21 protein-coding genes are annotated in these 25,099 nt (G+C 73.4%); 5 read left to right on the top strand and 16 right to left on the bottom strand.

What is annotated here, in order from left to right; genetic code table 11:
• Positions 1-57: 57 nt before the first annotated feature.
• Positions 58-1,605, bottom strand: coding sequence for an MFS transporter (locus tag ACIQUT_RS00285; RefSeq protein WP_403557653.1), 1,548 nt, complete (start codon positions 1,603-1,605; stop codon positions 58-60).
• Positions 1,606-1,713: 108 nt separating this feature from the next.
• Here ACIQUT_RS00285 and ACIQUT_RS00280 point away from each other — a divergent pair, with 108 nt between their 5' ends.
• Positions 1,714-3,846: a prolyl oligopeptidase family serine peptidase gene (locus ACIQUT_RS00280; protein ID WP_403557651.1), complete on the top strand. Its 2,133-nt coding sequence runs from the start codon at positions 1,714-1,716 to the stop codon at positions 3,844-3,846.
• A 108-nt stretch (positions 3,847-3,954) separates the two neighbouring features.
• On the opposite strand, the gene ACIQUT_RS00275 is transcribed toward ACIQUT_RS00280, so the two are convergent.
• From ACIQUT_RS00275 to ACIQUT_RS00255, 5 genes are read right to left on the bottom strand one after another with little or no spacing between them, the layout of a single operon-like run.
• Positions 3,955-4,989, bottom strand: a complete 1,035-nt coding sequence (locus ACIQUT_RS00275) for an ABC transporter ATP-binding protein (protein ID WP_403557649.1) — start codon at positions 4,987-4,989, stop codon at positions 3,955-3,957.
• Entirely contained in the window at positions 4,986-6,038 is a 1,053-nt protein-coding gene (locus ACIQUT_RS00270) for an ABC transporter ATP-binding protein (protein WP_403557647.1), read from the bottom strand. The genes ACIQUT_RS00275 and ACIQUT_RS00270 overlap by 4 nt, the downstream gene beginning before the upstream one ends.
• A complete protein-coding gene (locus ACIQUT_RS00265; RefSeq protein WP_403557645.1) occupies positions 6,038-7,024 on the bottom strand; it encodes an ABC transporter permease in 987 nt (328 codons plus the stop codon). The genes ACIQUT_RS00270 and ACIQUT_RS00265 overlap by 1 nt, the downstream gene beginning before the upstream one ends.
• On the bottom strand, positions 7,021-7,974 hold the full coding sequence (locus tag ACIQUT_RS00260) for an ABC transporter permease (protein ID WP_403557643.1): 954 nt from the start codon (positions 7,972-7,974) through the stop codon (positions 7,021-7,023). The genes ACIQUT_RS00265 and ACIQUT_RS00260 overlap by 4 nt, the downstream gene beginning before the upstream one ends.
• A 32-nt stretch (positions 7,975-8,006) precedes the next feature.
• On the bottom strand, positions 8,007-9,749 hold the full coding sequence (locus tag ACIQUT_RS00255) for an ABC transporter substrate-binding protein (protein WP_403557641.1): 1,743 nt from the start codon (positions 9,747-9,749) through the stop codon (positions 8,007-8,009).
• Positions 9,750-9,901: 152 nt separating this feature from the next.
• Here ACIQUT_RS00255 and ACIQUT_RS00250 point away from each other — a divergent pair, with 152 nt between their 5' ends.
• The 3 genes from ACIQUT_RS00250 to ACIQUT_RS00240 all read left to right on the top strand — a co-directional run bounded on the left by ACIQUT_RS00250 (position 9,902) and on the right by ACIQUT_RS00240 (position 12,267).
• Entirely contained in the window at positions 9,902-11,287 is a 1,386-nt protein-coding gene (locus tag ACIQUT_RS00250) for a hypothetical protein (RefSeq protein WP_403557639.1), read from the top strand.
• A 46-nt stretch (positions 11,288-11,333) separates the two neighbouring features.
• Positions 11,334-11,534, top strand: a complete 201-nt coding sequence (locus ACIQUT_RS00245; protein WP_403557638.1) for a dehydrogenase — start codon at positions 11,334-11,336, stop codon at positions 11,532-11,534.
• Positions 11,535-11,733: 199 nt separating this feature from the next.
• On the top strand, positions 11,734-12,267 hold the full coding sequence (locus ACIQUT_RS00240) for an NUDIX hydrolase (RefSeq protein ID WP_403557636.1): 534 nt from the start codon (positions 11,734-11,736) through the stop codon (positions 12,265-12,267).
• Here the strand turns inward: ACIQUT_RS00240 and ACIQUT_RS00235 are convergent.
• Entirely contained in the window at positions 12,237-13,595 is a 1,359-nt protein-coding gene (locus ACIQUT_RS00235) for a hypothetical protein (RefSeq protein ID WP_403557634.1), read from the bottom strand. The two genes, ACIQUT_RS00240 and ACIQUT_RS00235, sit on opposite strands and share 31 nt — an antisense overlap.
• A gap of 467 nt (positions 13,596-14,062) precedes the next feature.
• On the opposite strand from ACIQUT_RS00235, the gene ACIQUT_RS00230 reads away from it, so the two are divergent.
• Entirely contained in the window at positions 14,063-14,374 is a 312-nt protein-coding gene (locus ACIQUT_RS00230) for a hypothetical protein (RefSeq protein WP_403557633.1), read from the top strand.
• A 20-nt stretch (positions 14,375-14,394) separates the two neighbouring features.
• Here the strand turns inward: ACIQUT_RS00230 and ACIQUT_RS00225 are convergent, their stop codons facing one another.
• The 9 genes from ACIQUT_RS00225 to ACIQUT_RS00185 form a co-directional block, all read right to left on the bottom strand.
• A complete protein-coding gene (locus tag ACIQUT_RS00225; protein WP_403557631.1) occupies positions 14,395-15,108 on the bottom strand; it encodes a GntR family transcriptional regulator in 714 nt (237 codons plus the stop codon).
• Between the two features lie 56 nt (positions 15,109-15,164).
• Complete coding sequence (locus ACIQUT_RS00220; protein ID WP_403559225.1) at positions 15,165-16,082, bottom strand: ornithine cyclodeaminase family protein; 918 nt, start codon at positions 16,080-16,082, stop codon at positions 15,165-15,167.
• Positions 16,083-16,105: 23 nt separating this feature from the next.
• Positions 16,106-17,152 carry a proline racemase family protein gene (locus tag ACIQUT_RS00215; RefSeq protein ID WP_403559222.1) on the bottom strand — a complete coding sequence of 349 codons (1,047 nt, stop codon included), beginning with the start codon at positions 17,150-17,152 and terminating at the stop codon, positions 16,106-16,108.
• A 56-nt stretch (positions 17,153-17,208) separates the two neighbouring features.
• Positions 17,209-18,213: a proline racemase family protein gene (locus ACIQUT_RS00210; protein ID WP_403557629.1), complete on the bottom strand. Its 1,005-nt coding sequence runs from the start codon at positions 18,211-18,213 to the stop codon at positions 17,209-17,211.
• A 17-nt stretch (positions 18,214-18,230) separates the two neighbouring features.
• Positions 18,231-19,130 carry a dihydrodipicolinate synthase family protein gene (locus tag ACIQUT_RS00205; RefSeq protein ID WP_403557627.1) on the bottom strand — a complete coding sequence of 300 codons (900 nt, stop codon included), beginning with the start codon at positions 19,128-19,130 and terminating at the stop codon, positions 18,231-18,233.
• A 98-nt stretch (positions 19,131-19,228) separates the two neighbouring features.
• Positions 19,229-20,671, bottom strand: coding sequence for an NAD(P)/FAD-dependent oxidoreductase (locus ACIQUT_RS00200; RefSeq protein WP_403557626.1), 1,443 nt, complete (start codon positions 20,669-20,671; stop codon positions 19,229-19,231).
• The gene (locus tag ACIQUT_RS00195) at positions 20,652-21,005 is read right to left on the bottom strand and encodes a (2Fe-2S)-binding protein (protein WP_403557625.1); all 354 of its coding nucleotides are present in this window, start codon (positions 21,003-21,005) and stop codon (positions 20,652-20,654) included. The genes ACIQUT_RS00200 and ACIQUT_RS00195 overlap by 20 nt, the downstream gene beginning before the upstream one ends.
• A 246-nt stretch (positions 21,006-21,251) precedes the next feature.
• On the bottom strand, positions 21,252-22,397 hold the full coding sequence (locus ACIQUT_RS00190) for an NAD(P)/FAD-dependent oxidoreductase (RefSeq protein ID WP_403557624.1): 1,146 nt from the start codon (positions 22,395-22,397) through the stop codon (positions 21,252-21,254).
• Positions 22,398-22,524: 127 nt separating this feature from the next.
• Positions 22,525-24,969, bottom strand: a complete 2,445-nt coding sequence (locus ACIQUT_RS00185) for a collagenase (RefSeq protein ID WP_403557623.1) — start codon at positions 24,967-24,969, stop codon at positions 22,525-22,527.
• Positions 24,970-25,099: the final 130 nt, after the last annotated feature.

The following is a 25,099-nucleotide window of genomic DNA, read 5'->3' as shown; positions in this document are numbered from 1 at the left end:
GCCCAGTGTGGCGAACCCCTCCCGGTGCCGCATGCGGAACGGCTCGGCGACGCTCGCTCAGGCGGCTGTCGCGGTGTGGCGGCCCTGCAGGCGTTCGAGGTCGGACGGGCGGACCTGGATGGCGAACAGGGCGATGGCCGCGCCCACGAGGGTGAACGCGGCCGCGACCACGAAGGCGGCGCTGACGCCCGCGGTGAGGACGAGGTCGCCCCACGGCTCCGGGAGCCGGCCGGTGCGCCGGAACACGATCTGCTGTGCCGGGGTGGCGGTGGCCGTGAAGTCGGCGAGCTGGGCGGGGGCCGCGTTGCGGCTGGCCGTGCCGAAGACGGTGACGAGGAGGGACAGGCCGAGCGATCCGCCGACCTGCTGGGTGGTGTTGAGCAGGCCGGACGCGGCGCCGGACTCGCGCTCGGCGACGTTGGACAGTGCCATCAGGGTCAGGGACACGAACTGCAGGCCCATGCCGAGGCCGAAGAAGATCATCGGGCCGAGGATGCTGCCGGCGTAGGTGGAGTGGATGTCGGTCTGTGTCAGCCAGCCCAGGCCGACCGCGCAGGACAGGGCGCCGCCCACCATGAAGGGCTTGGGCCCGAACGTGGGCAGGAGCCGTGCGGTGATGCCCGCGGCGATGGCGATGATCACGCTGACGGGCAGGAAGGCGAGCCCGGCCTGGAGCGGGCTGAAGCCGAGGACGTTCTGCACGAACAGGGTCAGGAAGAAGAACATGCCGAAGATCGCGCAGGCGAGGAAGAGCATGATCCCGTAGGTGCCGGCGCGGTTGCGGTCGGCGAACATGTGCAGCGGGGTGATCGGCTGGACCGAGCGGCGCTCGTTGATGACGAACAGGGTCAGCAGGACCACGGCCACGCCGAAGGAGGCCAGGGTGAACGGGTCGCGCCAGCCGTCCTGGGCCGCGCGGATGAACCCGTAGACGAGCGAGACCATGCCGACGGTGGACAGCAGGGCGCCGGCGAGGTCGAAGTGGCCGGGGTGGCGCTCGGACTCGTGCAGGACCTTGGTGGCGAGGGTGGCGACGACCACGGCGATCGGTACGTTGACGAAGAGCACCCAGCGCCAGTCGAGCCATTCGACGAGGATGCCGCCGAGCAGCAGGCCGGTCGCGCCGCCGGCCGCGGAGACCCCGGCGAACACGCCGAACGCCCGGTTGCGGGCGGGGCCTTCGCGGAAGGTCGTGGTGATCAGGGCCAGGGAGGTCGGGGAGGCGACGGCGCCGCCGACGCCCTGGAGGGCCCGGGCGGCCAGCAACTGGCCCTCGGTATGGGCGAGGCCGCCGAGGAGCGAGGCCAGGCCGAAGAGCAGGACGCCGAAGATGAAGACCCGTTTGCGGCCGAGGATGTCGCCCGTGCGTCCGCCGAGGAGCAGCAGCCCGCCGAAGGCGAGGGTGTAGGCGCTCACGACCCACGACAGGCTCTCGGTGGAGAAGCCGAGCGACGTCTGGATGTGCGGCAGTGCGATGTTGACGATGGTGATGTCGAGAACGACCATGAGCTGGCACGAGCCGATGACGAAGAGTGCGAGCCCGCTCCGGTTCCCGCGGGTGCTGCCGTCGGTCTCCTTGCCGGTCGGCGCTGCGTTCGGGTCCACCCTCCCGACGCTAAACCTGCCACCGGGGGCACACCACTCGAATGGCCCAGGCTGCACGACCTGTCACGACCTGTGCGGTGTGCCATTTCACATGTCACACTGCCATCTATGGACGACTTCCTCAGGCTCTCCGCCCGTACGGCCCGCTTCACGTACGGCGCCCCGCGCGCGTTCGCCTTCGGCGACGACGGCCGGCTGCTCTGGTTCCTCCGCTCCTCCGGCCCCGCCGACCCCCACGACTCCCTCTGGATCCTGGACACCGCCACCGGCGCCGAAACCCTCCTCGCCGACCCGCGCGACCTCGCCCCCGCCCCCGGCCCGCTCCCCGTCGCCGAGCGGCGGCTGCGCGAGCGGACCCGGCTCACCGCCGCCGGAATCGGCTCGTACGCGCTCTCCGGCGACGGGCGGAGCGCGGTCTTCGCCCTCCACGGCCGCCTGTTCACCGTCGCGTACGCCCCCGGCGCCCGGCCGGACGCCGCGCAGGCGGCCGCCTCGCAGGCGGCCGCCGCCCCGACCGGCCGGCCCGCCGTCGTCGAGGTGCCCGCCGCCGGACCCGCCTTCGACCCCCGCCCCGACACCGATGGCTCCCGCATCGCCTACGTCGCCGACGACGCCCTGTACACCGCCCCCGGCGGGCGGGTCAGCCCCGACGACGGGGCCCGCTGGGGCGTCGCCGAGTTCGCCGCCGCCGAGGAGCTCGGCCGCCCCCGCGGCCACTGGTGGTCCCCCGACGGCACCGCCCTGCTCGCCGCCCGCGTCGACGAGACCGCCCTCCAGCGGCGCCACTTCGCCGACCCCGCGCACCCCGAGCTGCCGCCCGAGGACTTCGCCTACCCCGAGGCGGGCGGACCCAACGCGGACGTCCAGCTGTGGGTCCTCCGGCCCGGCGGTCGACGGATCCGGCTCGACTGGGACGCCGCACGCTTCCCGTACGTCTCCGACGCCGCCTGGGAGTCGCCCGAGGAGATCCTGCTGACCGTCCAGGACCGGCTCCAGCAGTGCGTCCTGCTGCTCACCGCCGACCCCGCCACCGGCCGCACCCGGGAGCTGTCGCGCACCACCCACCCCCAGTGGGTCGACCCGCTGCTCCCCGGCACCCCGGCCCGGCTCCCCGACGGGCGCATGCTCACCGCCGCCGACACTCCGGGCGGCGCCGCCCGCGCCCTGGCCGTCGACGGCCGCCTGCTCACCGGCGACGGCGTCCAGGTCCGCGGCTTCGCCGGCGTCCACCGGGGCCGGCTGCTCGTCGAGGCCGGGCTGCGCGACCCAGCCGAGCAGCAGGTGCTGCTGCTCGACCCGGACACCGGCGGGTTCGACGTCCTCGCCGACGACCCCGGGGTGCCCACCGTGTACTCCGTCCTCGCCTCCGCCGGGACGCTGCTGCTGACCGCCGCCGGCCGCGAGGGCATACGCCGCACCGTGCACACCGCCGACGGGCGCGAGTTCACCCCCGCCGACCACGCGGCGCCGCTGCCCTGGCGGGTGGCCCCGCTGCTGGAGCAGGTCACCGAGCACGGGGTGCCCACCGCGCTGGTGCTGCCCCGCGGGCACGTCCCCGGGCAGCGGCTGCCGGTGCTCGTGGACGGCTACGGCGGCCCCGGCTTCCAGGACGTCAGCGCCGAGCCGCGCCGCTGGCAGCACCGCCAGTGGTGGGCCGACCAGGGCTTCGCCGTGGTGACCGTCGACAACCGCGGCACCCCGTACGTCTCCCCCTCCTTCACCCACGCCATGTACCGCGGCTTCTCCGAGGTCACCCTGGAGGACCAGGTCGCCGCCCTGCAGGCGCTCGGCGCCCGCCACCGCGACCTCGACCTCGGCCGGGTCGGCGTGCGCGGCTGGTCGTACGGCGGCTACCTGTCCGCCCTCGCGGTGCTGCGCCGCCCGGACGTCTTCCACGCGGCGGCCGCCGGGGCCGCGCCCACCGACTTCCGCCACTACGACACCGCGTACACCGAGCGCTACCTCGGCCTGCCCCAGGAGCACCCGGAGGTCTACGAGCGGGACTCGCTGATCCCCGACGCCCCGAAACTGACCCGGCCGCTGCTGCTGATGACGGGCCTGGCCGACGACAACGTCCACCCCTCGCACACCCTGCGCCTGTCCCGCGCGCTGACGGACGCGGGCCGCCCCCACCAATTGCTGGCCCTGCCCGGAGTCACCCACATGACCCCGGGAGGCACCCGGGAGAAGCTCATGGCCCTGGAGCTGGACTTCTTCCGCCGGGAACTGGCTGCCGGCTGAGCCCCGCGAGGTCCGGCACTCGGCACCGGGTGCAGGGTGCCGGACACGGCGGAGGGCCCCGCAGCCGATCGTGTCGGCCGCGGGGCCCTCCCCTTCCCGGGATCCCCGTCAGTCCCCCGGGAAGTGGCAGGCCACCTCGCGGGAGGCGGCGATCCGCAGCAGCGGCCGCTCGGTGCGGCACACCTCCTGCGCCTTCGGGCAGCGCGGATGGAAGGTGCAGCCCGGCGGCGGCGCGGCCGGGCTCGGCGGGTCCCCGAGCAGCACGATCCGCTCCCGGCGCCGCTCGGCCGCCGGATCGGGCAGCGGCACGGCGGACAGCAGCGCCCGCGTGTACGGGTGCTGGGGGTTCTCGTACAGGGCCCGCTTCGCGCCGATCTCGACGATCCGGCCCAGGTACATGACGGCGACCCGGTCGCTGACCCGTTTCACCACGGACAGGTCGTGCGCGATGAACACGTACGCCAGGCCCAGTTCCGCGCGCAGCCGCTCCATCAGGTTGACGATCTGCGCCTGGACGGAGACGTCGAGCGCCGAGACGGGCTCGTCGGCGATGACGAGCCGCGGGCCGGTGGCGAGGGACCGGGCGATCCCGATGCGCTGGGCCTGGCCGCCGGAGAACTCGTGCGGGTAGCGGTCGATGTGCTCCGGGATCAGCCCGACCAGGTCCATCAGCTCGGCCACGCGGCGGCGGGCGTCGGCCGCGGTCCAGCCCTGCACCAGCAGCGGGTCGGAGATGATCCGGGCCACGGTCTGGCGGGGGTTGAGGGAGGAGTGCGGGTCCTGGAAGACCATCTGGACGTGCCGGCGCAGCGGCCGCAGGGCCCGCTGCGAGAGCCGGGTGATGTCCCGGCCGTCGAAGGCGACGGTGCCGGAGGTGGGCTCCAGCAGGCGGACCAGCATCCGGCCGGTGGTGGACTTGCCGCAGCCCGACTCGCCGACCAGGCCGAGGGTCTCGCCGGCCGCCAGGTCGAAGGAGACCCCGTCGACGGCCCGGACGGGCGCCCCGCGGCGCCCGCTCCCGGTCCGCCGGCCGGGGAAGGCCATGGTCAGGTCGCGTACGGACAGCAGGGCCGCGGGCCCGGTGCCCTCGGCGGGCCGCGGGGCCCCGGGGGTCTCGGCGGGGGTGTGGGTGGGGGTGGTCATCGGGCCGCCTCCTCGGGGGTGGGGGATCCGGCGAAGTGGCAGGCCACCGACCGGCCGGGCCCGTTCCCGTACGCCCGCAGGGCCGGGCGGTCGCCGGTGCAGGGTGCGGCGGCCTGCGGGCAGCGCGGGGCGAAGGCGCAGCCGGGGGCGGGCGTGAGGAGGGAGGGCGGGGAGCCGGGGATGGCCCGCAGCGGCTCGTCGTCGGCTCCGTCTGCGCCGTCTGCGATGCGGGGCATCGAGTCGAGCAGGCCCCGGGTGTACGGGTGGGCGGGGTCGGCGAACAGGTCGTCGACGCCGGCCCGTTCGGCGGCGCGGCCGCCGTACATGACGAGCACCTCGTGCGCGACGCGGGCGACGACGCCCAGGTCGTGGGTGATCAGGATGATGCCGAGGCCGCGTTCCTGCTGGAGGCGGGCGAGGAGTTCGAGGATCTGCGCCTGGACGGTCACGTCGAGGGCGGTGGTGGGTTCGTCGGCGATGAGCAGGTCGGGCTCGCAGGCCAGCGCCATGGCGATCATCGCGCGCTGGCGCATGCCGCCGGAGAACTGGTGCGGGTACTCGCGGGCACGGCGGGCGGGCTCGGGGATGCCGACCTCGCCGAGCATCTCCACGGCGCGTGTGCGGGCGGCGGCCCGGCCGGCCTTGAAGTGGACGCGGACGTGCTCGGCGATCTGCTCGCCGACCGTGTAGTAGGGGTGGAGGCTGGACAGCGGGTCCTGGAAGATCATGGCCATCTTGCGGCCGCGGAGCCGGGAGAGCGCCTTCTCGGGCATGCCGGTGAGCTCCTGTCCGGCGAGCCGGACGGAGCCGGTGACCTCGGCGCCGCGGTGCAGGCCCATGACGGCGAGCGAGGTGACCGATTTGCCGGAGCCGGATTCGCCGACGATGCCGAGGGTCCGCCCGGCCTCGACGGTGAAGCCGAGCGAGTCGACGGCGCGGACGGGGCCGCGGGCGGTGGTGAACGTGACGTTCAGGTCGCGGACTGCGAGCAGCGGCGCCGCGGTGGCGCCGGGTGCGGCAGGGGCGGCGGGGGCCGCGGGGGCGGTCATCAGTACCTCACCCTCGGGTCGACGACGGCGTACAGGAGGTCGACGACGAGATTGGCGACGACGATGAAGAAGGCGGCCATCAGGGTGACCCCGAGGACCACCGGCTGGTCGGAGCTGACGAGGGCGCCGTAGAACAGCCGCCCGATGCCGGGGAGTCCGAAGATGGACTCGGTGATGACGGCGCCGGCGAGGAGGCCGCCGAGGTCCATGCCGAAGATGGTCAGGATGGGGGTCATCCCGGAGCGCAGGCCGTGCTTGACGACGACGGTGCGTTCCGGCATGCCCTTGGCGCGGGCGGTGCGGATGTACGGCTCGGCCATCGCCTCGATCATGGAGCCGCGGCTCTGGCGGGCGTACATGGCGGCGTACAGCAGGGCGAGTGCCGTCCAGGGCAGCAGCAGGTTGGTCGCCCAGCCGAGGGGGTCGGCGGTGAAGGGCTGGTAGGCGGGGTAGGGCAGGAGCCCGGCGATGCGGATGACTCCGTAGATGAGCATCACGGAGGTGAAGTAGACGGGCAGGGAGGCGGCGGCGACCGCGCCGACCATGAGGGCCTTGTCGGTGGCGGTGTCCTTGCGCAGGGCGGCGGTGACGCCGGCGCCGAGGCCGAGGACGAGCCACAGCGCGGCGGCGCCGACGGCGAGGGAGGCGGAGACGGGCAGCCGGTCCATGAGCAGGTCCCACACGGGGAGGGAGTTCTCGTACGAGTAGCCCAGGCAGGGGAAGTCGCAGCGGACGGCGTACTGGCCGGTGCCGAGGGTGCGGCCGGTGAAGATGCCGGTGAGGAAGTCGCCGAACTGGCGCCACAGCGGCTGGTCCAGGCCCAGGTGGGCGCGGACGTCGGCGATGCGCTCGGGGCTGCAGGTCTTGCCGCAGGCAGCCGCGGCCGGGTCGGAGGGAAGGACGTAGAAGATGACGAACGTGACGGCGGCGATGGCGAGGAGCACGCCCGCGAGGGCGAGCAGCCGGCGCGCGAGGTAGAGGATCAACTGCGGCCTCCCCGCGGGTCGAGGATGTCGCGCAGGGCGTCCCCGAGGAGGGTGAAGGCGAGAACGGCGAGGAAGAGGAAGGTGCTCGGGATGACGAAGTACATCGGGTCGGTCTCGTAGAAGGCGACGGACTCGGCGATCATCTGGCCCCAGGAGGGGGTGGGCGGGCGGACGCCCACGCCGAGGTAGCTGAGGGCGGCCTCGGTGCTGATCATGCCGGGGATGAGCAGGGTGGTGTAGGCGATGACCGGGCCCGAGACGCCGGGGAGGATGTCGCGGGTGAGGATCCGCCAGGAGCCGGAGCCGCCGACGCGGGCGGCGTCGACGTACTCGCGGTGTTTGAGGGAGAGGGTCTGGCCGCGGACGACGCGGGCGACGCCGGGCCAGCCGAAGATGCCGATGACGGCGGTCATGAGGACGATCCGGTTGACGTCCTTGGCCACGGACAGCATCGCGATCATGAAGATGAGGGACGGGAAGGACATCGTCAGGTCCATCAGGCGGGACAGGACGGTGTCGGTGCGGCCGCCGAAGTAGCCGGCGGCGATCCCGGCGGCGGTGCCGGTGACGACGACGATGGCGGTCGCGGCGAACGCGATGAGCAGGGAGACCTGGGCGCCGGTGACGACGCGGGCGAACAGGTCGCGGCCGGTGACGGGTTCGACGCCGAGCCAGTGCTCGGGGCTGATCCCGCCGAAGGAGCCGAGCGGCTGGCCGCCGAGGTAGGGGTCGATGGCGGACTTGTCGAACTCCTCCGGGGACCAGCCGCCCAGGGCGCCGAGCCAGGGGGCGGTGGCGGCCATCAGGACGAAGAGGAGGACGACGCAGAGGCTGACGCGGACGGCGGGGCGGCGGCGGAGCTCCCGCCGGGCGAGCTGCCAGGGGCTGCTGCCCGGGGGGAGGTCCTTGGCCGGCGCGGACGCGGTTTGCGGGGCGGCGGTGGCGGTCATGGTGTTGGGGTCCTGGCCTGTGCCGGAGCGGCTCAGCCCTGGCCCTTCGAGGGGTCCTTGAGGCCGACGGTGGCGTAGTCGATGGTGCCGGTCCACACGGGGTGGCCGAAGGCGCCGGCGATGTTGGTGCCGATCAGGAGGGGCTTGCGCTCCTGCAGGACCGGGATGGAGGGGGCCTTCTTCATGATCTCGGCGTCGAGGTCGATCCAGGCCTGGTTGGCCTGCTTGGCGTCGGCCATGGCGTTGATCTCGTCGATCCGCTTCTGCACGGCCTCGTCGCGGAACTGGCTGTAGTTGCCCTGGTTGCCCTTCTCCTTGATGGTGCGTCCGTCGAAGACGAACGGGATCCAGGTGGAGCCGGACGGGTAGTCCGGGCACCAGCCGGTGAAGGTCATGTCCGGGGTGGTGGACAGGTCGCCGATGACGTCGTAGTACGCGCCCGGGTCGACGGTGTCGATGACGACCTCGACGCCCGCGCGGGCCAGGCCCTGCTGGATGGCCTCGGCGCGGCCCTTGTCGCCGGTGGAGACGGCGAGGGACACCTTGAGGGTCTCCTTCCCGGCGGCCTTGAGGAGTTCCTTGGCCTTGGCGGGGTCGCCGGCCGGGGCGATCTTCAGGGTGTCGGCCTGCTTGCCGCCGGTGAGGGCGGGCGGCAGGTAGGCGGTGGCGATCTCGTTGAGGGCCGGGCCGCCGGCGGCGGTGATGACGGCCTCCTTGTCGAGGGCGTGGTGCATGGCCTCGCGGACCTTGGGGTCGTTGAAGGGGGCCCGGGAGGTGTTCAGGTGCAGCATCGTGGTGCAGCCCTGGGACTCGGCGAGCAGGCGGGACTTGACGTCCGGCTTGGGCAGCACCTTGGGGGCGCTCTCCGGGCGCATGTTGGAGTACTCCACGGCGGAGGCGTCGGCGCCCTCGGAGGCGATGATGCGGTCGTCGATCTGGCCGCCCTTGAGGCCCATGACGACGACGAACTTGTCCGGGTAGGCCTTGCGGACGGTGTCGGTCCCCGGGTCCCAGTGCTCGTTGCGGACGAGGACGAGCTTCTTGTCGCGGTCGTACGACTCGATCCTGTACGGGCCGGAGGAGAACGGGCGGGCGTCGTACTGGGTGCCCTTCTCCTGGGACTGCGGGACGGGCGCGAAGGTGGGGAGGGTGGCGGTCGCGGAGAACTCGGCGACGGGGCGCTTGAGTTCGAAGACGATGGTCCGGTCGTCGGGGGTCTTGACGGAGTCGAGGTGCTGGCCCTGGAGCGGGCCCTTGTAGCCGTCGGTGCCGGCGAGGTACTGGGCGGCGTAGTCGGGGCCGCCGGTGAGGTCGGGGGCGAAGGAGCGCTCGACGTTGTACTTGACGTCCTGGGCCTTGATGGGGGTCCCGTCCTCGTACTTCAGGCCCTCCTTGAGGGTGAAGGTCCAGGTGCGGCCGCCGTTGGAGGGGGTGCCGAGGTCGGTGGCGAGGTCGGGGACGAGCTCGCTGCCGGCCTTGCCGGGCTCGGCCTTGAAGGTGACGAGGGTGCGGTAGAGCAGGCGGGTGCCGAAGTCCATGGCCGGCATGGTCCAGTTGCGGGCCGGGTCGAGGTGGGAGAAGTCCTGGTTGGACAGGACGGTGAGCGTGCCGCCCTTGGCGGGGGTGCCGCCGAGGACCTTGCCGTCGTTGGCGGCGGCGGGGTTGGCGCCGCCGGGGGCGGCGGAGCCCTTCTTGGGGTCGGAGCAGCCCGAGGCGCCGACTGCGAGAGCCGCCACCAGGGCGGTGGCGAGGGCGAGTTGGGTGCGCTTGGTCATGGTCACTCCAGTGCAGGGCCGCGCTCTATGATGTGACCGGTAACATAGTAATGTGAAATTGCACTGACAAGAGATCGGTCCCGCCGTTATCCAGCCGTGTCCAAATCAGCCCGACTGCGGGGCAGTTGGGCGGGGCGGCCTAGGCTCGCGGCATGGAAGCGATACCACTCCGGGAGATCGCAGATCTCACGACCGTGCTCGACGGCCTCGCCGGGAACCCTGCCCTGGGCGACGACCTGGCATTGCGGTTGCTCGGCGATTGGGGAACCGCCAGCGAAATCGCCTGGCGCGAGTCACCTGGACCGAGCGAGGCCCTGTGCGAGGGCTTCCTGGCTCGCGGGAGGGCGGAGGAGCTGGCCCAGGCCAGGACGCTGCCGCCCACCGTCACCGCACTCCTGGCGGCGCACACCGACCCCGCCGTACGGACCGCCCTGGCGAAGAACCCGGCGCTGTCCGCGGAGTTGGCGGGGGCAATGGCCGCGGACCAGGACGGACGGGTGCGGAAGGCCGTCGCCGAGCGGACAGAAGCCCCGCCCGAGGACGCCCTGCGCATGCTGCTGACCGACCCCGATCCAGAGGTGCGGGCGGCCGCCTGCCGCCACCGGCCGCCGGGTGACCTGCACGGGCCACTGCTGGCCGACCCGGCGACGCGCCGACATGTCGTCCCCTTCCTCGACCTGGACCCGGACACGGCGGCCGACTTGGCCGCCGACCCGGACGAGGAAGTCCGGGAGGCGCTGGCGGCCCACCCGGCCCTGTCCGCCGCACTGCGTGACGAGCTGGCCCGGGACGCCGACCCGTTCGTACGCGGTGCGGTGTTCCAACGGGCCGACACGCCTGAGAAGCTGCGCGACGAGATCCATGCGTGGCTGACCGCAGGGGCGCAACGGGCGGGCGATGACTGGTCGTCGGGGACCGTGGCGGACACCTTGTGCCACCTGGCCCTCATCGGTGTCGACGAGGGCTCCTACCCGTGGGTCGTCGCCGATCCCCTCCCCCACGTCGACTCACCATGCGTGGGGTTGCGCCGGGCCGCGGCGCGCAGCGGGGCGCTCCCTCCCGAGGTCCGCGCGCGGATGCTGGCGGACGAGGACGCATCCGTACGCTTCCTCGCGCTGACCCGATTGCCGGATGTGGACCTGGCCGTCGCGGAGGACATCGACCGGCGCCACCGCGTGCGGACCAAGTCCGGGAAGGGTTCGGCGGGCCGTCCGGCGGATTGCGTCGACTTCCCGCCCGAGACGCTGCGGCGGTTCGCCACGGACCCGGATGCGCGGATGCGCGTCCTCGCCCTGCGGGACTCCGAGCTGCCGGCCGAGCTCCTGGAGCGGCTCGGGGCGGACGAGGACCCGGAGGTGCGTCGCGCCGCAGCCGCCCACCCCCGCCTTCCGCCGGCGGCCCTGGTACGGCTGCTGGCCGATCCGATCGACTCGGTCGCCGGCCAGGCGGCAGCCTCGCCGGCGCTGCCGGAGCCCGTGATGCGGGCGCTCCTCGACCACGCTGAGGCATCCGGCTGGCCCTCACCGGAGTGGACCTGACCATAAGACGATGCCGGGTCTCCCCCGGCGCGCTACCGTGCGCGGTATGACGGACAGCAGCCCGGCCTGCCCCGAGTGCGGCCGCATCATGGCGTTCGGAGGTTACGTGCTCTGCGGGCGCAAGGACGACGGCAAGCGGACCTGCCGTTCGCTCTGGAAGTGCCCGGAGCGGCACGTGTGGTGGCACTGGGCCGACTGGCCGGAGGGGCCCTTGGAGGCCTGCCCCGTGCCGGAGCTGTTCGTCTGACCGCTCCGCCAGTGCCACCCGGGCGGTGCCGACGGGGGGACCGGCCCGTCTGCAGGTGTCAGAGCGTCAAGCCGAGGCCCGGGGAGGTGGGGCGGCCCACCGGTTCGTCTCGGGCTTCGGGCTCACCGCCGCTACCCCCTCACCCGCACTCCGCGCCCAACTCTGCGATGCTGGAGGCCGATCGAGAGGGGCCGCAGCAATGCAGTGGAAGATCCACGGGGAACGTCCGATCTACGAGAACAAGTGGGTGGACCTGTGGCTCACCGACGTCGAGACGCCGGACGGCCACCGCTGGGAACACCACGTCGTCAAGCTCCGCCACCTGGCCGTGGCCGCCGTGATCAACGACCGCCAAGAGGTTCTGATGATGTGGCGCCACCGCTTCATCACGGACGCTTGGGCTTGGGAGCTCCCGATGGGCTTGGTGGAAGAGGGCGAGACCCCCGGCCAGGCTGCCGCCCGCGAAGTGCTCGAAGAGACCGGTTGGCGGCCGGGTCCGATGAAGCCGCTCGTCTACGCAGAACCGGCGAACGGCATCACGGACTCCCAGCACCACCTGTTCCGCGCCGACGGTGCGACGTACGAGGGGCCGCCGACCGAGAAGAACGAGTCGGACCGGATCGAGTGGATCCCGCTGGCGAACATCCGCGGCATGATCGACCGCCGCGAGATCGTCAGCAGTGGCACCCTCGTCGGCCTGCTCTACGTCCTCATGGACGATGGGATCCACTGACCGGGAACCGGTAGCACCTCGCGTAGACGAGCCTCGAAGGCAACCACGGTCGGCACCTCGCGATGCGGCGCAAGCTGCTCGTAGAACTCACGAAGGTGCCCGGCCACCCGCTCCGAGGTCACCGCGGCGGCGTGCACCAGCGCCTCCGTCGCCGTGTGGCACGCCTGGTCCACCTTGCCCCGCTGGAGCTGCGTACGGGCGAGCCAGAAGGCGTGGAAGGCACGGCCCCGCTGATGCGCCCGATCCTCCCGCTCCAGCGCATCCGCGATCAGCGGTTCGGCAATGGCAGCCTCCCCGAGACGGCCATGCGCGATGCCGGTGTCCACGATGAGCTTCGGCTCATCGAAATACGTCACCCACGCCGGGTCGGGGTCTCCGGGTCGGATGCGCTCGAACTGGCTGTGCGCTTCGGAGATCGCCGTGTGCGTCGCTCTCTTGTCACCCAAGGCGGCGTGGGCGAAGGCTTCCCGCATTGCCAGCATGGACCGCACCCTCGCTGTCGTCCCGCTCGCGGCACGGGCTTGGTCCTGCGCGGCGGATACCAGTGCCAGGGCATCTGCCGGCTTGTCCTGGTAGGTCGCTTGCAGGCTCATGCAGGCGAGCACGTTGGCCATGAACGGGTGATCGTTGATTTCCCGGGCCAGTTGCAGGGCCTCCGAGAAGTAGGCCCGCGACTGGTGGTACTGGCGGGCGTCGAAGTGCGTCCATCCGGTGAGCCGTGCCAGTTCTGCGGCGATGCCGTACAGGCCGTGCTGTATCGGCGTCGGCCGCTGGTCCTTCAGCAGCCCCTCGACGTATCGCAGCTGGCCGACGACGGCGGGACGCAGGGTCTCGCCTCCGTGCTCGTCGTCGCGTCGCCAGTAGTCCTCGATCGAGGACCGAAGCGCCTGGAGCGTGGACGGGCTCGGATGGGTCCCGGCAGCCAGAGCGAGGATGCTGTCCACCTCCACCCCGGGTAACGCAGCAAGCGGCCAGTGCTCGGCAGGTGGGTGAACGGATTCCGTCGGCTCCCGCTCGGCCACGGCAAGCGCGGCCGGCGTCTCCCACTCCCGTCGGGCAAGCCCGAGCATGTGTCCCGGGATGCGCAAGCCGTCGGCGATGCGCTCGATCACGTCCATGTGGAGAAGCTGCCGCCGGCCCGCGATGACCTCGCCCACTCGGCTCGGCGTCAGCTCGCATTGCCGCGCGATCATCGACGGGTAGATACCCGCCCGGGCCTTGACCAGGCGGAAGACCTTCGCGAAGTCACGCACGCGGCACGCACCGATCATCTCAGGATCGGTGAGCAGACTCGCCGGAAGTTCCTTCGTGCGATGTGGCTCGGGCATCGGGCACGCTCCGGGGGAGGACTACGGACCGCTTCAAGGTCTCAACCGAGCGTGATGTTATCCAAGTTGGGTAATCCGCTGGACCTTTCCGGCCCCGGGCCCTGACCGCAACCCTTCTGCACATGGCGAAGCGAACGAGGACGACCGCCTTGAACGGCTTGGCGGGCACTCCTGATACAGAGCGGACGGCCCTGGGTGGCGAACCCCGCGTCCTGATGAGCATGCGGGTCTCTCGGGACTCGGGCCGGACGTGGTTGCCGAGCACGCGAGTCCTGGAAGGGGACCGGTTCGACATCCTCTCCGACCCCGGCCGCTACCCCCCGTGCAAGTGCCCCCGCTGCGGCGGCACGCCGCTGTCGGCGCGCTCCCTACGACCGGCGGCGGACGAGCCGGGGGCGGCGTCCCGGGACGGATGAAAATCGCCCGCCGGAACCCCAGTGGGCCCATCGAGATCAGGAAAGCAACGGATGAACGAGAACGCTCACACCGAGCAGAACAGCGGCCTGCTGATCGGTGTCCGCCGCATTACCGCCGCCCGCTCGCCTGCCGCGGGCCCGTCGGACTCCGCCAAGCCGGAGGACACTGCGCTCGGGAGCCGTCCGATGACGGCGGCGGACCTGTTTCCGTGTTGGCCCGTCCCGCCGGACTCCTGCGCCGAGTGCGCGCGGCACGTCACCGACCGCTTCGACGCCCAGGTCGCCCGGGACAGGTCGCGCGTCACGGACATGAACGTGCTGATCCTGCGGCACCACCCCGAACTCAGGCGACGACGCCCGTAGTCCCCGGCCGCCGGACCGGACTACAGGCCCGAGCCGAGGCCTGTGGAGGTGGGGCGGCCTACCGGTTCGTCGCGGGCTTCGGCCCAGAGGGAGCGGACGTGGCCCAGGTGGCGGCGCATGCACTCCTCCGCCCCTTCCGCGTCGCCCGCCAGCATCAGGTCCAGGAGTTCGACGTGTTCCTCGGCGGAGGTGACCAGCTTGCCGGCCTCGTCCAGGCCCGTCAGGCCGTAGAGGCGGGAGCGCTTGCGGAGGTCACCGACCGTTTCGACGAGGCGGTCGTTGCCCGCGAGGCCCAGCAGGGTGAGGTGGAAGCGGCGGTCCGCCTCCAGGTAGCCGATGAGGTTGTGCTCGCGGGCGCTGGTGACGATCTCCTCCGCGATCGGGCGGAGTTCCTCCAGTTGTTCCCGAGTGGCGATCCGGGTGACCTTGGCGACGGTCGGGACCTCGATCATCGTGCGCAGTTCGGTGTACTGGTCCAGGTCGCGCTCGCTGACCTCGGTGATGCGGAAGCCCTTGTTGCGGACGGGTTCGACGAGGCCTTCGCGGGCCAGGTCGAGCATGGCCTCGCGGACCGGGGTGGCCGAGACGCCGAGCTCGGCGGCCAGGCCGGGGGCCGAGTAGACGCTGCCGGGGCGGAGTTCGCCCGCTATCAGGGCTGCTCGGAGGGCATGGCCGACCTGGTCGCGGAGCCGTTCCTGGGCCTTGATGAGACTGTGCTGCTTCAGGTCACCCATTGCTTTTCCTCCGAGGCACCGCACACGACCGACGTGCAGGGGAACAGCGTACAATGTCACGTTTCGCTGTTCTCCCCGGCGGCGACGTACAGCGCCACCGCCACGGCAAGATCCTCCCAGGCCATGCCCACGCTCTTGAAGAGCTGTGGACAACCGGGCTTCCCGCCGGGCGGTATCCGGCCCGCGACCAGGTCAGCCAGGGTGCCGTTGATATGACCGGCGCCGATGGCCCCCTCCGCCTCCGGCACCAGCAGGTCCCCCGCCTCGCGCAGGGCCGCCGTCCGCGCCTCCACGTACACGGCCGACCGCCGCACCAGCGCCGTGTCCGTCTCCCGGGCGTCCGGCTCGTGCGAGCCGACCGCCACCACCACCGCGTCCGGGGCCACCAGCCGCCCGTCGAAGAGCGGGGTGCGGGCCGAGGTGCAGCAGACCACCAGGTCGGCGTCGGCCACGTCCGCCGCCGTCCCGGTCCGGGCCGGGATGCCCAGGGCCCGGGCGTGCGCCGCCAGCTTCCGGGCCCCGGCCGGATCGCGGCCCACGACCACCGCCCCCGCCAGGTCCCGTACCGCGGACACCGCTTCGAGGTGCCCGTACGCCTGCGGCCCGCTGCCGAAGAGCACCAGCCGCAGCGGCCGCCCCTCCGGGGCCAGGTACCGCAGCGCCAGCACCGAGACCGCGGGGGTGCGCAGCGCCGTGAGGGCGGCCGCGTCGAGGAGGGCGACCGGCTGCAGGGTGGCACCGTCCAGCAGCAGGTACGAGCCGGTGATGCGGGGCAGGCCGAGCGCCGGGTTGCCGGGCGCCACCCCGGCGATCTTCACCCCGGCGTACGCCCCCGCCGCGGCCGGCATCAGCAGCAGTTCCCCGCCCGGCACCCGCAGCGCGCTGCGCTGCGGGCAGAGCTCCGGGTCCAGCCCGCGGCGCAGGGTCTCGGCCAGGGCGTCGGCGGCCCGGGCCGGGGTGAGCAGCCCGGCCATGTCGGTGGCACTGAACTGGCGGATCACAGCAGGAATCCGGTGCCGAGGGTGTCGTGCGGGTCGAGGGTGAAGGTGTGCTCGCCGGTGCGGTAAGCGGTGCCGGTGACCTCCGTGACCAGGCCGTCGGCGACGTCCGCCGGGCCTGCGTCCGGGGTCACGCGGCCCGTGAACACCGTGCCGACCACCGACTCGTGGAGCAGGTCCTCGCCGGGCGCGAGCCGCCCGTCCTCGGCCAGCAGGGCGAGCCGCGCCGAGGTGCCGGAGCCGCAGGGCGAGCGGTCGACCTGCCCGTCGGCGAAGACGGTGGCGTTGCGCTGGTGCGGGCCGAACGGGGTGCCGGGCAGCTCCTCGTGGAGGATGACCCCGTAGACACCGGAGAGCAGCGGCCCGCCCGGGTGCCAGGTCCCGGGGTGGGTGGCGAGGGCGGCCCGGATCTCGCGCCCGGCGCGCACCAGGTCGGGCAGGGCGGCCCGGGTGACGTCCAGGCCGAGGTCGCGGGCGCGGACGGAGGCGTAGCAGGCGCCGGCGTGCGCGAGGTCCACCTCGGCGAGGCCGAGGGTGGTGGCGACGGGCACCTTGCGGGCGGTGACCCGGGCGGGGACGTTGCGGAAGGTGACCCCGGTGGTGCGGCCCCCGTCCCGGTGCACGGTGGCGGTGACCCGCCCGGACGGGACGTCGATCCGCACCTCGACGTCCCCCTGCTCGGGGGCGGGGACCCGGCCGCTGTCGACCGCCCAGGCGCCGAGCGCCATGGTGCCGTGGCCGCAGGCGGTGGAGTAGCCGTCCTTGTGCCAGAACAGCACGCCGAAGTGGGCCCCGTCGTCGTCCGGGGGCACGACGAACCCGCCGTACATCCCGGCGTGCCCGCGCGGTTCCTGCACGAGCAGGCGCCGTACGTCGTCCAGCCCGCCCGGGCGCGGGGCCGTCCCGGAGCCGCCGGGTCCGATGGCGGTGGCGCAGCGCTCGGCGACGGTGTCCCCGGGCGGCACGGCCGGAAATCCCGGGGCGGTGGTGTCGACGATCCGGAAGGGCTCCGCGGCGGTGTGGTAGTCGACCGTGCGGACGGTCAGCGGGGGGCGAGGGGCGGAAGGGGCGGAAGGGGCGGAAGGTGTGGGGGGTGCGGGAGTCAAAGGAGGAACCCTCCGGGGAAGGGGTCGGTCGGGTCGAGGAAGTACTGGGCGGTGCCGGTGATCCAGGCCCGGCCGGTGACGGTGGGGACGACCGCCTCGTGGCCGCCGACGGTGGTGCGGCCGACGAGGCGGCCGGTGAACTCGGTGCCGATGAAGGACTCGTTGACGAAGTCGGTGTCGAGGCCGAGGAGGCCGCGGGCGTGCAGCTGGGCCATGCGCGCGCTGGTGCCCGTACCGCAGGGCGAGCGGTCGAACCAGCCCGGGTGGATGGCCATGGCATGCCGGGAGCGGCGGGCGTCGGAGCCGGGGGCGGCGAGGTAGACGTGCTTGACCCCGGCGATGGACGGGTTCTCGGGGTGGACGGGCCGGTCGGCGGAGGCGTTGACGGCGTCCATGACGGCGAGCCCGGCGGCGAGCAGGTCGTCCTTGCGGGCCCGGTCGAAGGGCAGCCCGAGGGCGTCGAGTTCGACGAAGGCGTAGAAGTTGCCGCCGTAGGCGAGGTCGTAGGTGACGGTGCCGTGGCCGGGGACCTCCGCCTTGAGGTCGAGTCCGACGCAGAAGGAGGGGACGTTGGTGAGGGTGACGGCGGTGGCCGCCCCGTCCTCGACGCGGACGTCGACGCTGACGAGCCCCGCCGGGGTGTCGAGGCGGACGGTGGTGACCGGTTCGACGGCCGGCACCATGCCCGTCTCGACGAGGACGGTGGCGACCCCGATGGTGCCGTGCCCGCACATGGGCAGCAGGCCCGACACCTCGATGTACAGCACGCCGAAGTCGGCGTCGGGGCGGGTGGGGGGCTGCAGGATCGCGCCGCTCATCGCGGAGTGCCCGCGCGGCTCGTACATGAGCAGGGTGCGGACGTGGTCCAGGTGCTCGATGAAGTGGAGCCGCTTCTCGGCCATGGTGGCGCCGGGGATCACCCCGACGCCCCCGGTGATGACCCGGGTCGGCATGCCCTCGGTGTGCGAGTCCACCGCGTGGTAGATGTGGCGCGTGCGCATGGGGTCCCCCCGGTCGGCTAGTTGAGTCCCTCGGCGAGGGCCTTCTCGGTGGCGGCGCGGACGGCCGCCTCGGTCTCGCCGGCGAGCGGGAGGCGGGGCGGGCGGGTGGGGCCGCCGGGGCGTCCGGCCAGGTCCATGGAGAGCTTGATGGCCTGGACGAACTCGGTCTTGGAGTCCCAGCGCAGCAGCGAGTGCAGGGACTTGTACAGCGGCAGGGCGGTGGCCAGGTCGCCGGCGGCGGCGGCCCGGTACAGGGTGGCGCAGGAGCGCGGCAGGGCGTTGGGGTAGCCGGCGATCCAGCCGACGGCGCCGGCGAGGGCGAGTTCGAGCAGGACGTCGTCGGCGCCGATGAGCAGGTCCAGGCCCGGGGCGAGTTCGGCGATCTCGTAGGCGCGGCGGACGTCGCCGCTGAACTCCTTGACGGCGACGATGCTGCCGTCCGCGTGCAGCCGGGCCAGGAGGGCCGGGGTCAGGTCGACCTTGGTGTCGATGGGGTTGTTGTACGCGACCACCGGCAGGCCCGCCCGGGCGGCCTCGGCGTAGTGGGCGCGTACGGCCTCCTCGTCGGCCCGGAAGGCATTGGGCGGCAGGAGGAGGACGGAGCCGGCGCCGGCCTCGGCTGCCTGGTCGGCCCAGCGGCGGGCCTCGGCGCTGCCGTAGGCGGCGACGCCGGGCATGACGCGGGCGCCGTCGCCGGCCGCCTCGACGGCGGTGCGCACGACGCGGGCCCGCTCCTCGTCGGTGAGGGTCTGGTACTCGCCGAGGGAGCCGTTGGGGACCACGCCGTCGCAGCCGTTGGCGATGAGCCAGGCGACGTGTTCGGCGTAGGCGTCGAAGTCGACGCTGAGGTCCTCGCGCAGCGGCAGCGCGGTGGCGACCATGATGCCGTGCCAGGGGCGGGTGCGGGTGTCGGTCATGTGAGAGCTCCCTAGTGTGGTGTGTGACATTTTACTAGTGGGTGTGATGCGGCCACAAGGGTCCGGACCCCGCGGTTCGGGCACGGGGCGGCTGCGGTTCAGCGGTCGGCAGGCGGAAGTTCGGCGAGGTGGCGCAGCGGCACCGGGCAGGACAGGGGGCGCCGGTCCGGCTCCGGCTTGCCATCGGCGGCCAGGGCCGCGACCGCCGGACCGCACATCCGGCCCTGGCACCAGCCCATCCCGGCGCGCGTGAGCAGCTTGGCGGTACGGGCGTCCCGGGCGCCGAGGTCGGCGACCGCCTCCCGGATCCGGCCGGCCGGCACCTCCTCGCACCGGCAGACATCGGTGTCGTCGCGCAACCAGCCGGTCCAGCCGGCCCCCGGACGGTGGGCCCCGCCCATCGCGTCGGCGAAGGCCCGCAGCCGGGCACGACGGCGGGCCAGCGCGGCCGGGACCGGCCGGCCGGCGATCGCACGGGCGGCGATCTCCCCCTCGACCAGGGCCAGTTGGGCGCCGCCGACCCCGCCGGTCTCGCCGGCGGACCAGACGCCGGGCACGGAGGTGCGCTGCAGCGCGTCGAGTTGCAGGGCGGCCGTGCCGTCGGCCGCGCCGCGCGTGGCACAGCCGAGGCCCGTGGCCAGCTCCAGCTGGGGCACGAGCCCGTGGCCCACCGCCACCGCGTCACAGGGGATCCGGCGGGCCGTGCCGGGCAGCGGCCGCCAGTCCCGGTCCAGGCGGGCCACGGTGACCGCCTCCACCCGGCCGGTGCCGTGGGCCTCCGTCACGGCGTGCCGGGTGAGCAGCCGGATGTGCCGGTGCAGCAGGGCGCTGCCGTACATGGCGCCCTCGGCGAGCTTGCCGGGGTTGCGCAGCAGGGCCGGGAGGTGCGGGGCGTACGCGGTGTAGGCGGCGGCCTCCACCACGGCCGGGACCCGGGCCCCGGCGGCGGCGAGCGAGCCGGCCACCGCGAGCAGCAGCGGGCCGCTCCCCGCGACGACGACCCGCCGGCCGGGCAGGACCAGCCCGGACTTCAGCATGGCCTGGGCCCCGCCGGCCCCGACGACCCCGGGCAGGGTCCAGCCGGGGAACGGGAGCTGGCGCTCGTACGCCCCCGTGGCCAGGAGGACCGCGCGAGCGCGGACCGTGGCGGGGAGTTCGTCGGGGCCGGCCACGGCGTGCAGGATCCAGGTGGGAGTGGGTGTTTTGTCCTGCGGGACCACCGTCCAGACGTGGTGGGCGGGCAGGTACGTGATGCGGCCGGCCGCCGCGTGGGCCCGCAGAGCGGCATCGCGCGCGGCGAACGCGGCCCAGCCGTGGTGGAGGGCCTCCGGACGGGCGGCGCCGAGGGCGGGCGCGGGATGGCGGTAGAACTGGCCGCCGGTCCGCTCCCCCGCGTCCAGGAGGGTGACGCGCAGACCGAAGCCGGCAGCGGCGACCGCCGCGGCGAGGCCGGCCGGGCCGGCGCCGACGATCGCGAGGTCGGCCGGGCCGGCGCCGACGACGGCGAGGTCGACCGGGCTGTCAGACGGCGAGGTCGGCACGGCCGGTCCCTTCCTGGGTGGTGACGACGTCCCCGGGGCGGGCGGGGACGAGGCAGGCGCGCTGGTTCGGGCGGCCGTTGACGGTGACCAGGCAGTCGTAGCAGCTGCCGATGCCGCAGAACGCCCCGCGGGGGGCGCCGCCGTGGCGCGTCGTCCGCCAGGCGAGGATGCCGGCGGCCCACAGGACGGCGGCGATGCTCTGGCCCGCCTGGGCGGTGAGGTCGCGGCCGTCGAAGCGGAGCACGTACGTGGCCTGGGGGGAGCCGCCGACCAGTCCGCGGGGGGACCTCCGGTCCGGGTTCGGGGGCCGCGGGGTGTGGGTGGGGTGGCTCATCGTCGGTTCTCCCTCGGGGTGGGGCGTTCGGTGTCGCGCGGACGGCCGGTGGGGGGTGCCGGGGGCCTTGCGTCGGGGTGGTGATGTGGGCCGCTGCGCGGAGCCGTCTCTCCCCCAGACTCCGTCCGGGGGGACCCCCACGCCCCGCCCTTTCTCCGTATCCCGGGGGCTCCGCCCCCGGACCCCCAGGTCCTCAAACGCCGGACGGGCTGGATTTACCCGGCCCGCGCGCCGGGTGGGCCGGATTCACCCCGGTGGGAAGCGGTCGGGGTGGAACGGGGTGGGGTTCAGAGGGGGGTGGGTGGCTGTTAGGGCTGCGGTGATCAGGGTGCCCGTGGCCGGGGCCAGGCCGATGCCCGCGCCCTCGTGGCCGCAGGCGTGCAGCAGGCCGGGGACCCGCGGGTCCGGGCCGATGGCCGGGAGGTGGTCCGGGAGGTAGGGCCGGAAGCCGTGGTAGGTGCGCAGGATCCGCACGTCGGCCAGGACCGGGAAGAGCGCGGCCGCCTGGGCGGCGAGGCGGCGCAGGGCCTCGGTCGACAGGGAGCGGTCGAAGCCGACCCGCTCCCGGGTCGCGCCGATCAGGACCGGGCCCGCCGGGGTGCCCTCGACGACGGCCGAGGACTGCAGGGCCGCGGAGCCGCTGGCGACGTCGGCGATGTAGTCGGCGGCGTAGACCTTGTGCCGGACCACCCGCGGCAGCGGCTCGGTGACCAGGACGAAGCCGCGGCGCGGGAGCACCGGCAGGGTGACGCCGGCGAGTTCGGCGATGCGGCCGCCCCAGGTGCCGGCGGCGTTGACCACGGCGGGAGCGGCCAGTTCGCGGGATCGCGTGCGGACTCCGCGGACGGCGCCGCCGGGGGTGCGCAGGATCGCGGTGACCTCCTCGCCGAGGTGGACTTCGGCCCCCGAGGCCGCGAGGAGCCGGGCCGCGGCCTGGGCGGGCTGGACCTGGGCGTCCTGCGGGTAGTGGAAGCCGCCCGCCTGGCCGGGGGCCAGATGGGGCTCCAGTTGCGGGAGGTCGTCGGGGGCGGCTTCGACCACGTCGACCCCTGCGGCGCGCTGGCCCTTGGCGAAGGCGCGCAGGGCCTCCAGCGTGGCCTCGTCGGGGGCGACGACGAGGCCGCCCTTGGGCTCGTACTCGACCTCCTGCGGGAGCGCTGCGGCGAGTTCGCGCCACAGGCGCGCCGAGAGCAGGGCGAGGTCGAGTTCCGGGCCGGCCTCCTTGTCGGAGACGAGCAGGTTGCCTTCGCCGGCGCCGGTCGTGCCGCCGGCGACGGGGCCGCGGTCGACGACGGCGACGCGCAGTCCGGAGCGGGCCGCGTAGTAGGCGCAGGCGGCTCCGACGACGCCGGCGCCGATGATCACGACGTCCAGAGGGTTTCTCTTGGGCACGGCAGTAATATGTCACATTCTTTATGGGGTGCCCAGACCCCGGAGGGGCCCGGGTCACGGGTGTCCGGCGGCCGGTCCCGCCCCCCGCCCGACCGTGTCGGAAACGGGACCGGCCGCCGGTGCCGGGTCAGCTGCGGAGCGGGCCCTCGCAGCTGTAGCTCGACGTGCCGGCCTTGCGGTTGTCCCAGATCTCCACCGGGCCGAAGGAGCAGTTCATGTCGGCGAGGTTGTTGGAGGCCGCGCCCGCCCGGTCGAGGATGAAGTAGTCGACCGTCTCCGACATGTCCTTGAAGTTCTGGTCGTCGCTGCGCCAGTTCTTCAGGTTCGCGGTGATCCGCCCGGTGCAGGTGAACCGGCGCTTGCCCGGGTCCCCGTTCTCCACGCAGTCCGGCGTGTTGTACGTGGCCGCCGAGAAGGCCGACTTCACGTTCGCGAGCGCCGAGTCGCGCAGCCGCTCGTTGGGCGTGTAGGTGGTGTTCGGCACGAACAGCTCGTCCACCTTGGCGATCTGCGCGTCCAGGAAGCGGTCGTAGTCGCGCTGGAGGTAGGTGTCCCCGCCCATCCGGTTCCGCCAGGCGTCGTACTTGGCGACGTCGTTGTTGCGCAGGTGCGTGTACATCTCGCGCAGCAGCGAGGGCTTCTCGGTCCACAGGAACTCGAAGAACGTGCCGGCGTAACTGTAGAAGCGGAAGCCGTCGCCGTCGTACGTGGCGTTGAGCAGCTGCTCGACCGACATGCGGGGGCCGCCGCCCGCCGTGTCACTGATGATGCTCTTGACGAGGGACTTGCGGACGGCGATGCCGTTGTCGCGGGTGGCGCCGTCGAAGAACTCGGCGGTGCCCTCGTCCATCGCGGTCGTGCGGTCGCCCTCGTACCAGGGGCCCTCGCCGAAGAAGCCGGGGACGGCGAAGCGGCCGTTGAGGTAGTGCGTGTACTCGTGGCGGAAGAGCTCTTCGAGGGTGAGGGAGGAGTCCTGCGGGACGCGCCGCTGGTACGTGTAGAAGGTGGCGCCGTTCTCGATGTAGATGCCGCCGTTGTTGGTGCTGTACCCGGTCAGGATGGGGTGGTAGTTCACGTAGTCGGCGCGGGAGGCGTACAGCACGATGTTCAGCGTGCTGTTGGGGTCGCCGGCGAGCGGCTGGTCGGTGCCGAGGACGCGGTGGTACTGCGTCTTGACCTGCTTGCTGGCGTAGTAGAGCTGGTCGACGGTGGCCCGGTCGAGGGCGGTGCGGACCTTGATGGCGCCGTTGTCGTAGGTGAAGGTGTTCGGGAAGAGCTGCTTCTCGATGTCCTCCTTGCACACCCCGTACGGCTTGCACGCCTCGTAGAAGTTGAGCCAGGAGACGACCTTCGCCCACTGCTCGCTGCCGTCGCCGAACGTGGACCGGGCCGTCGCGAGCAGGGCCCCGAGGTCCGCGACGACCTGCTCCTTCAGGGCGGGGACCTGGCCGAAGCGGCCGTACTCGCCGAGGGCGTCGCGCGCCACCCAGGAGTTGCCGGTGTCCTTGAGGTGGCCGTACGAGGCGAAGGCCTTGAAGACGGCGCGGTACGCGGGGTCCGCCGCGACCGCCGCGTGGAAGGCGGCGTCCTGGTTGCCCGGGTAGACGCCGAGGTAGTTCACGGAGAGGGCCGCCAGGGCGGCGCCCGCCCAGGCCGCGTCCTTGTGGGTGGCGGGGTGGGACGGGTCCATGGTGGCCAGGACCTGCTTGACGATACCGAGCTGGTGCTGGCGCAGGCCGGGGGCGCTGCCGGCGTAGAGGGCCTCGCGCAGGGTGCGGGCGTTGGACGCGGTGACGTCGAAGGTGCGGGCCGCGGCCCCGAAGTCGGCGACGGCCCGGCGCATGGCGTCCACGGTCGGGGCGTCGGTGACGTCGATCTCGGAGCGGGAGTGGTCGTGGTAGGCGACCGCGTGCAGGTACGTGAACATCTCCTCCAGGTGGGAGGAGTTGCGGCCGTCGTGGGCGGCGGCCAGCGAGGATATCCGCCGCGACACGGCCTGGACGTGCGCATCGGACATGACCGGGGCCAGGCGGGCGTCCCAGGTCCAGATCAGCCCCCGCAGACAGCCGTCGGCCAGGACGGCCTGGTCGCCGAGGAAGTCGGCGAACTGCTCGGGGGAAAGGCCCGTGATCCCGTCGAGGGTGCAGGGCACGCCGGCCGCGAGGGTCCGGCCGGTGGGGGCGGCCTGGGCTGCGGCCGCCTTGCGGTTCTTCTCGGTGCGCTCGGCGGGCGCAGCGGCGGCCGTGGCCGCGCCGGGGATCCGGCCGCCGGCGGCGGTGCCGGCTCCGGCTCCGGCTCCGCCTCCCGCTGCGGCTTCGGCGGGCCGGTCGGCGCCGGGGGCGCGGTCGGGCGCGGGGACGGCCTCCTTCGGCGAGGCCAGGCGGTCGACCTCGTCGAACGGGTTCGCTCCGGGCGCCCCGCCGGTGAAGGCGGCCGGGGCGGCGGCCGGCGCCTTGGCGGGGGCGGCGGCCGGCTCCGCGGCCTGCGTGACGGCCTGGCCGGCCGTCGCGAGGAGGGTGACCGCCACGGCGGCGGAGAGGAGGGACGTACGCACAACTCTGTGCTGGGACACCAAGGACTCCTGTGGGGAGGGGAGGTGGGGGACATGGCGCGCAAGGGGTGCGTGGTGTGAAAAAAGGCGAACCGGCCTGCGTCACACGGCGTTTGACGGGGATTAACGCGCCGCGGTGTGAGCTGTAACA

The organism is Streptomyces sp. NPDC090445, from assembly GCF_044769385.1.
Taxonomy (GTDB): domain Bacteria; phylum Actinomycetota; class Actinomycetes; order Streptomycetales; family Streptomycetaceae; genus Streptomyces.
The sequence above is the reverse complement of the archived record's forward strand: the minus strand, read 5'-3'. Positions and strand labels throughout refer to the sequence as shown.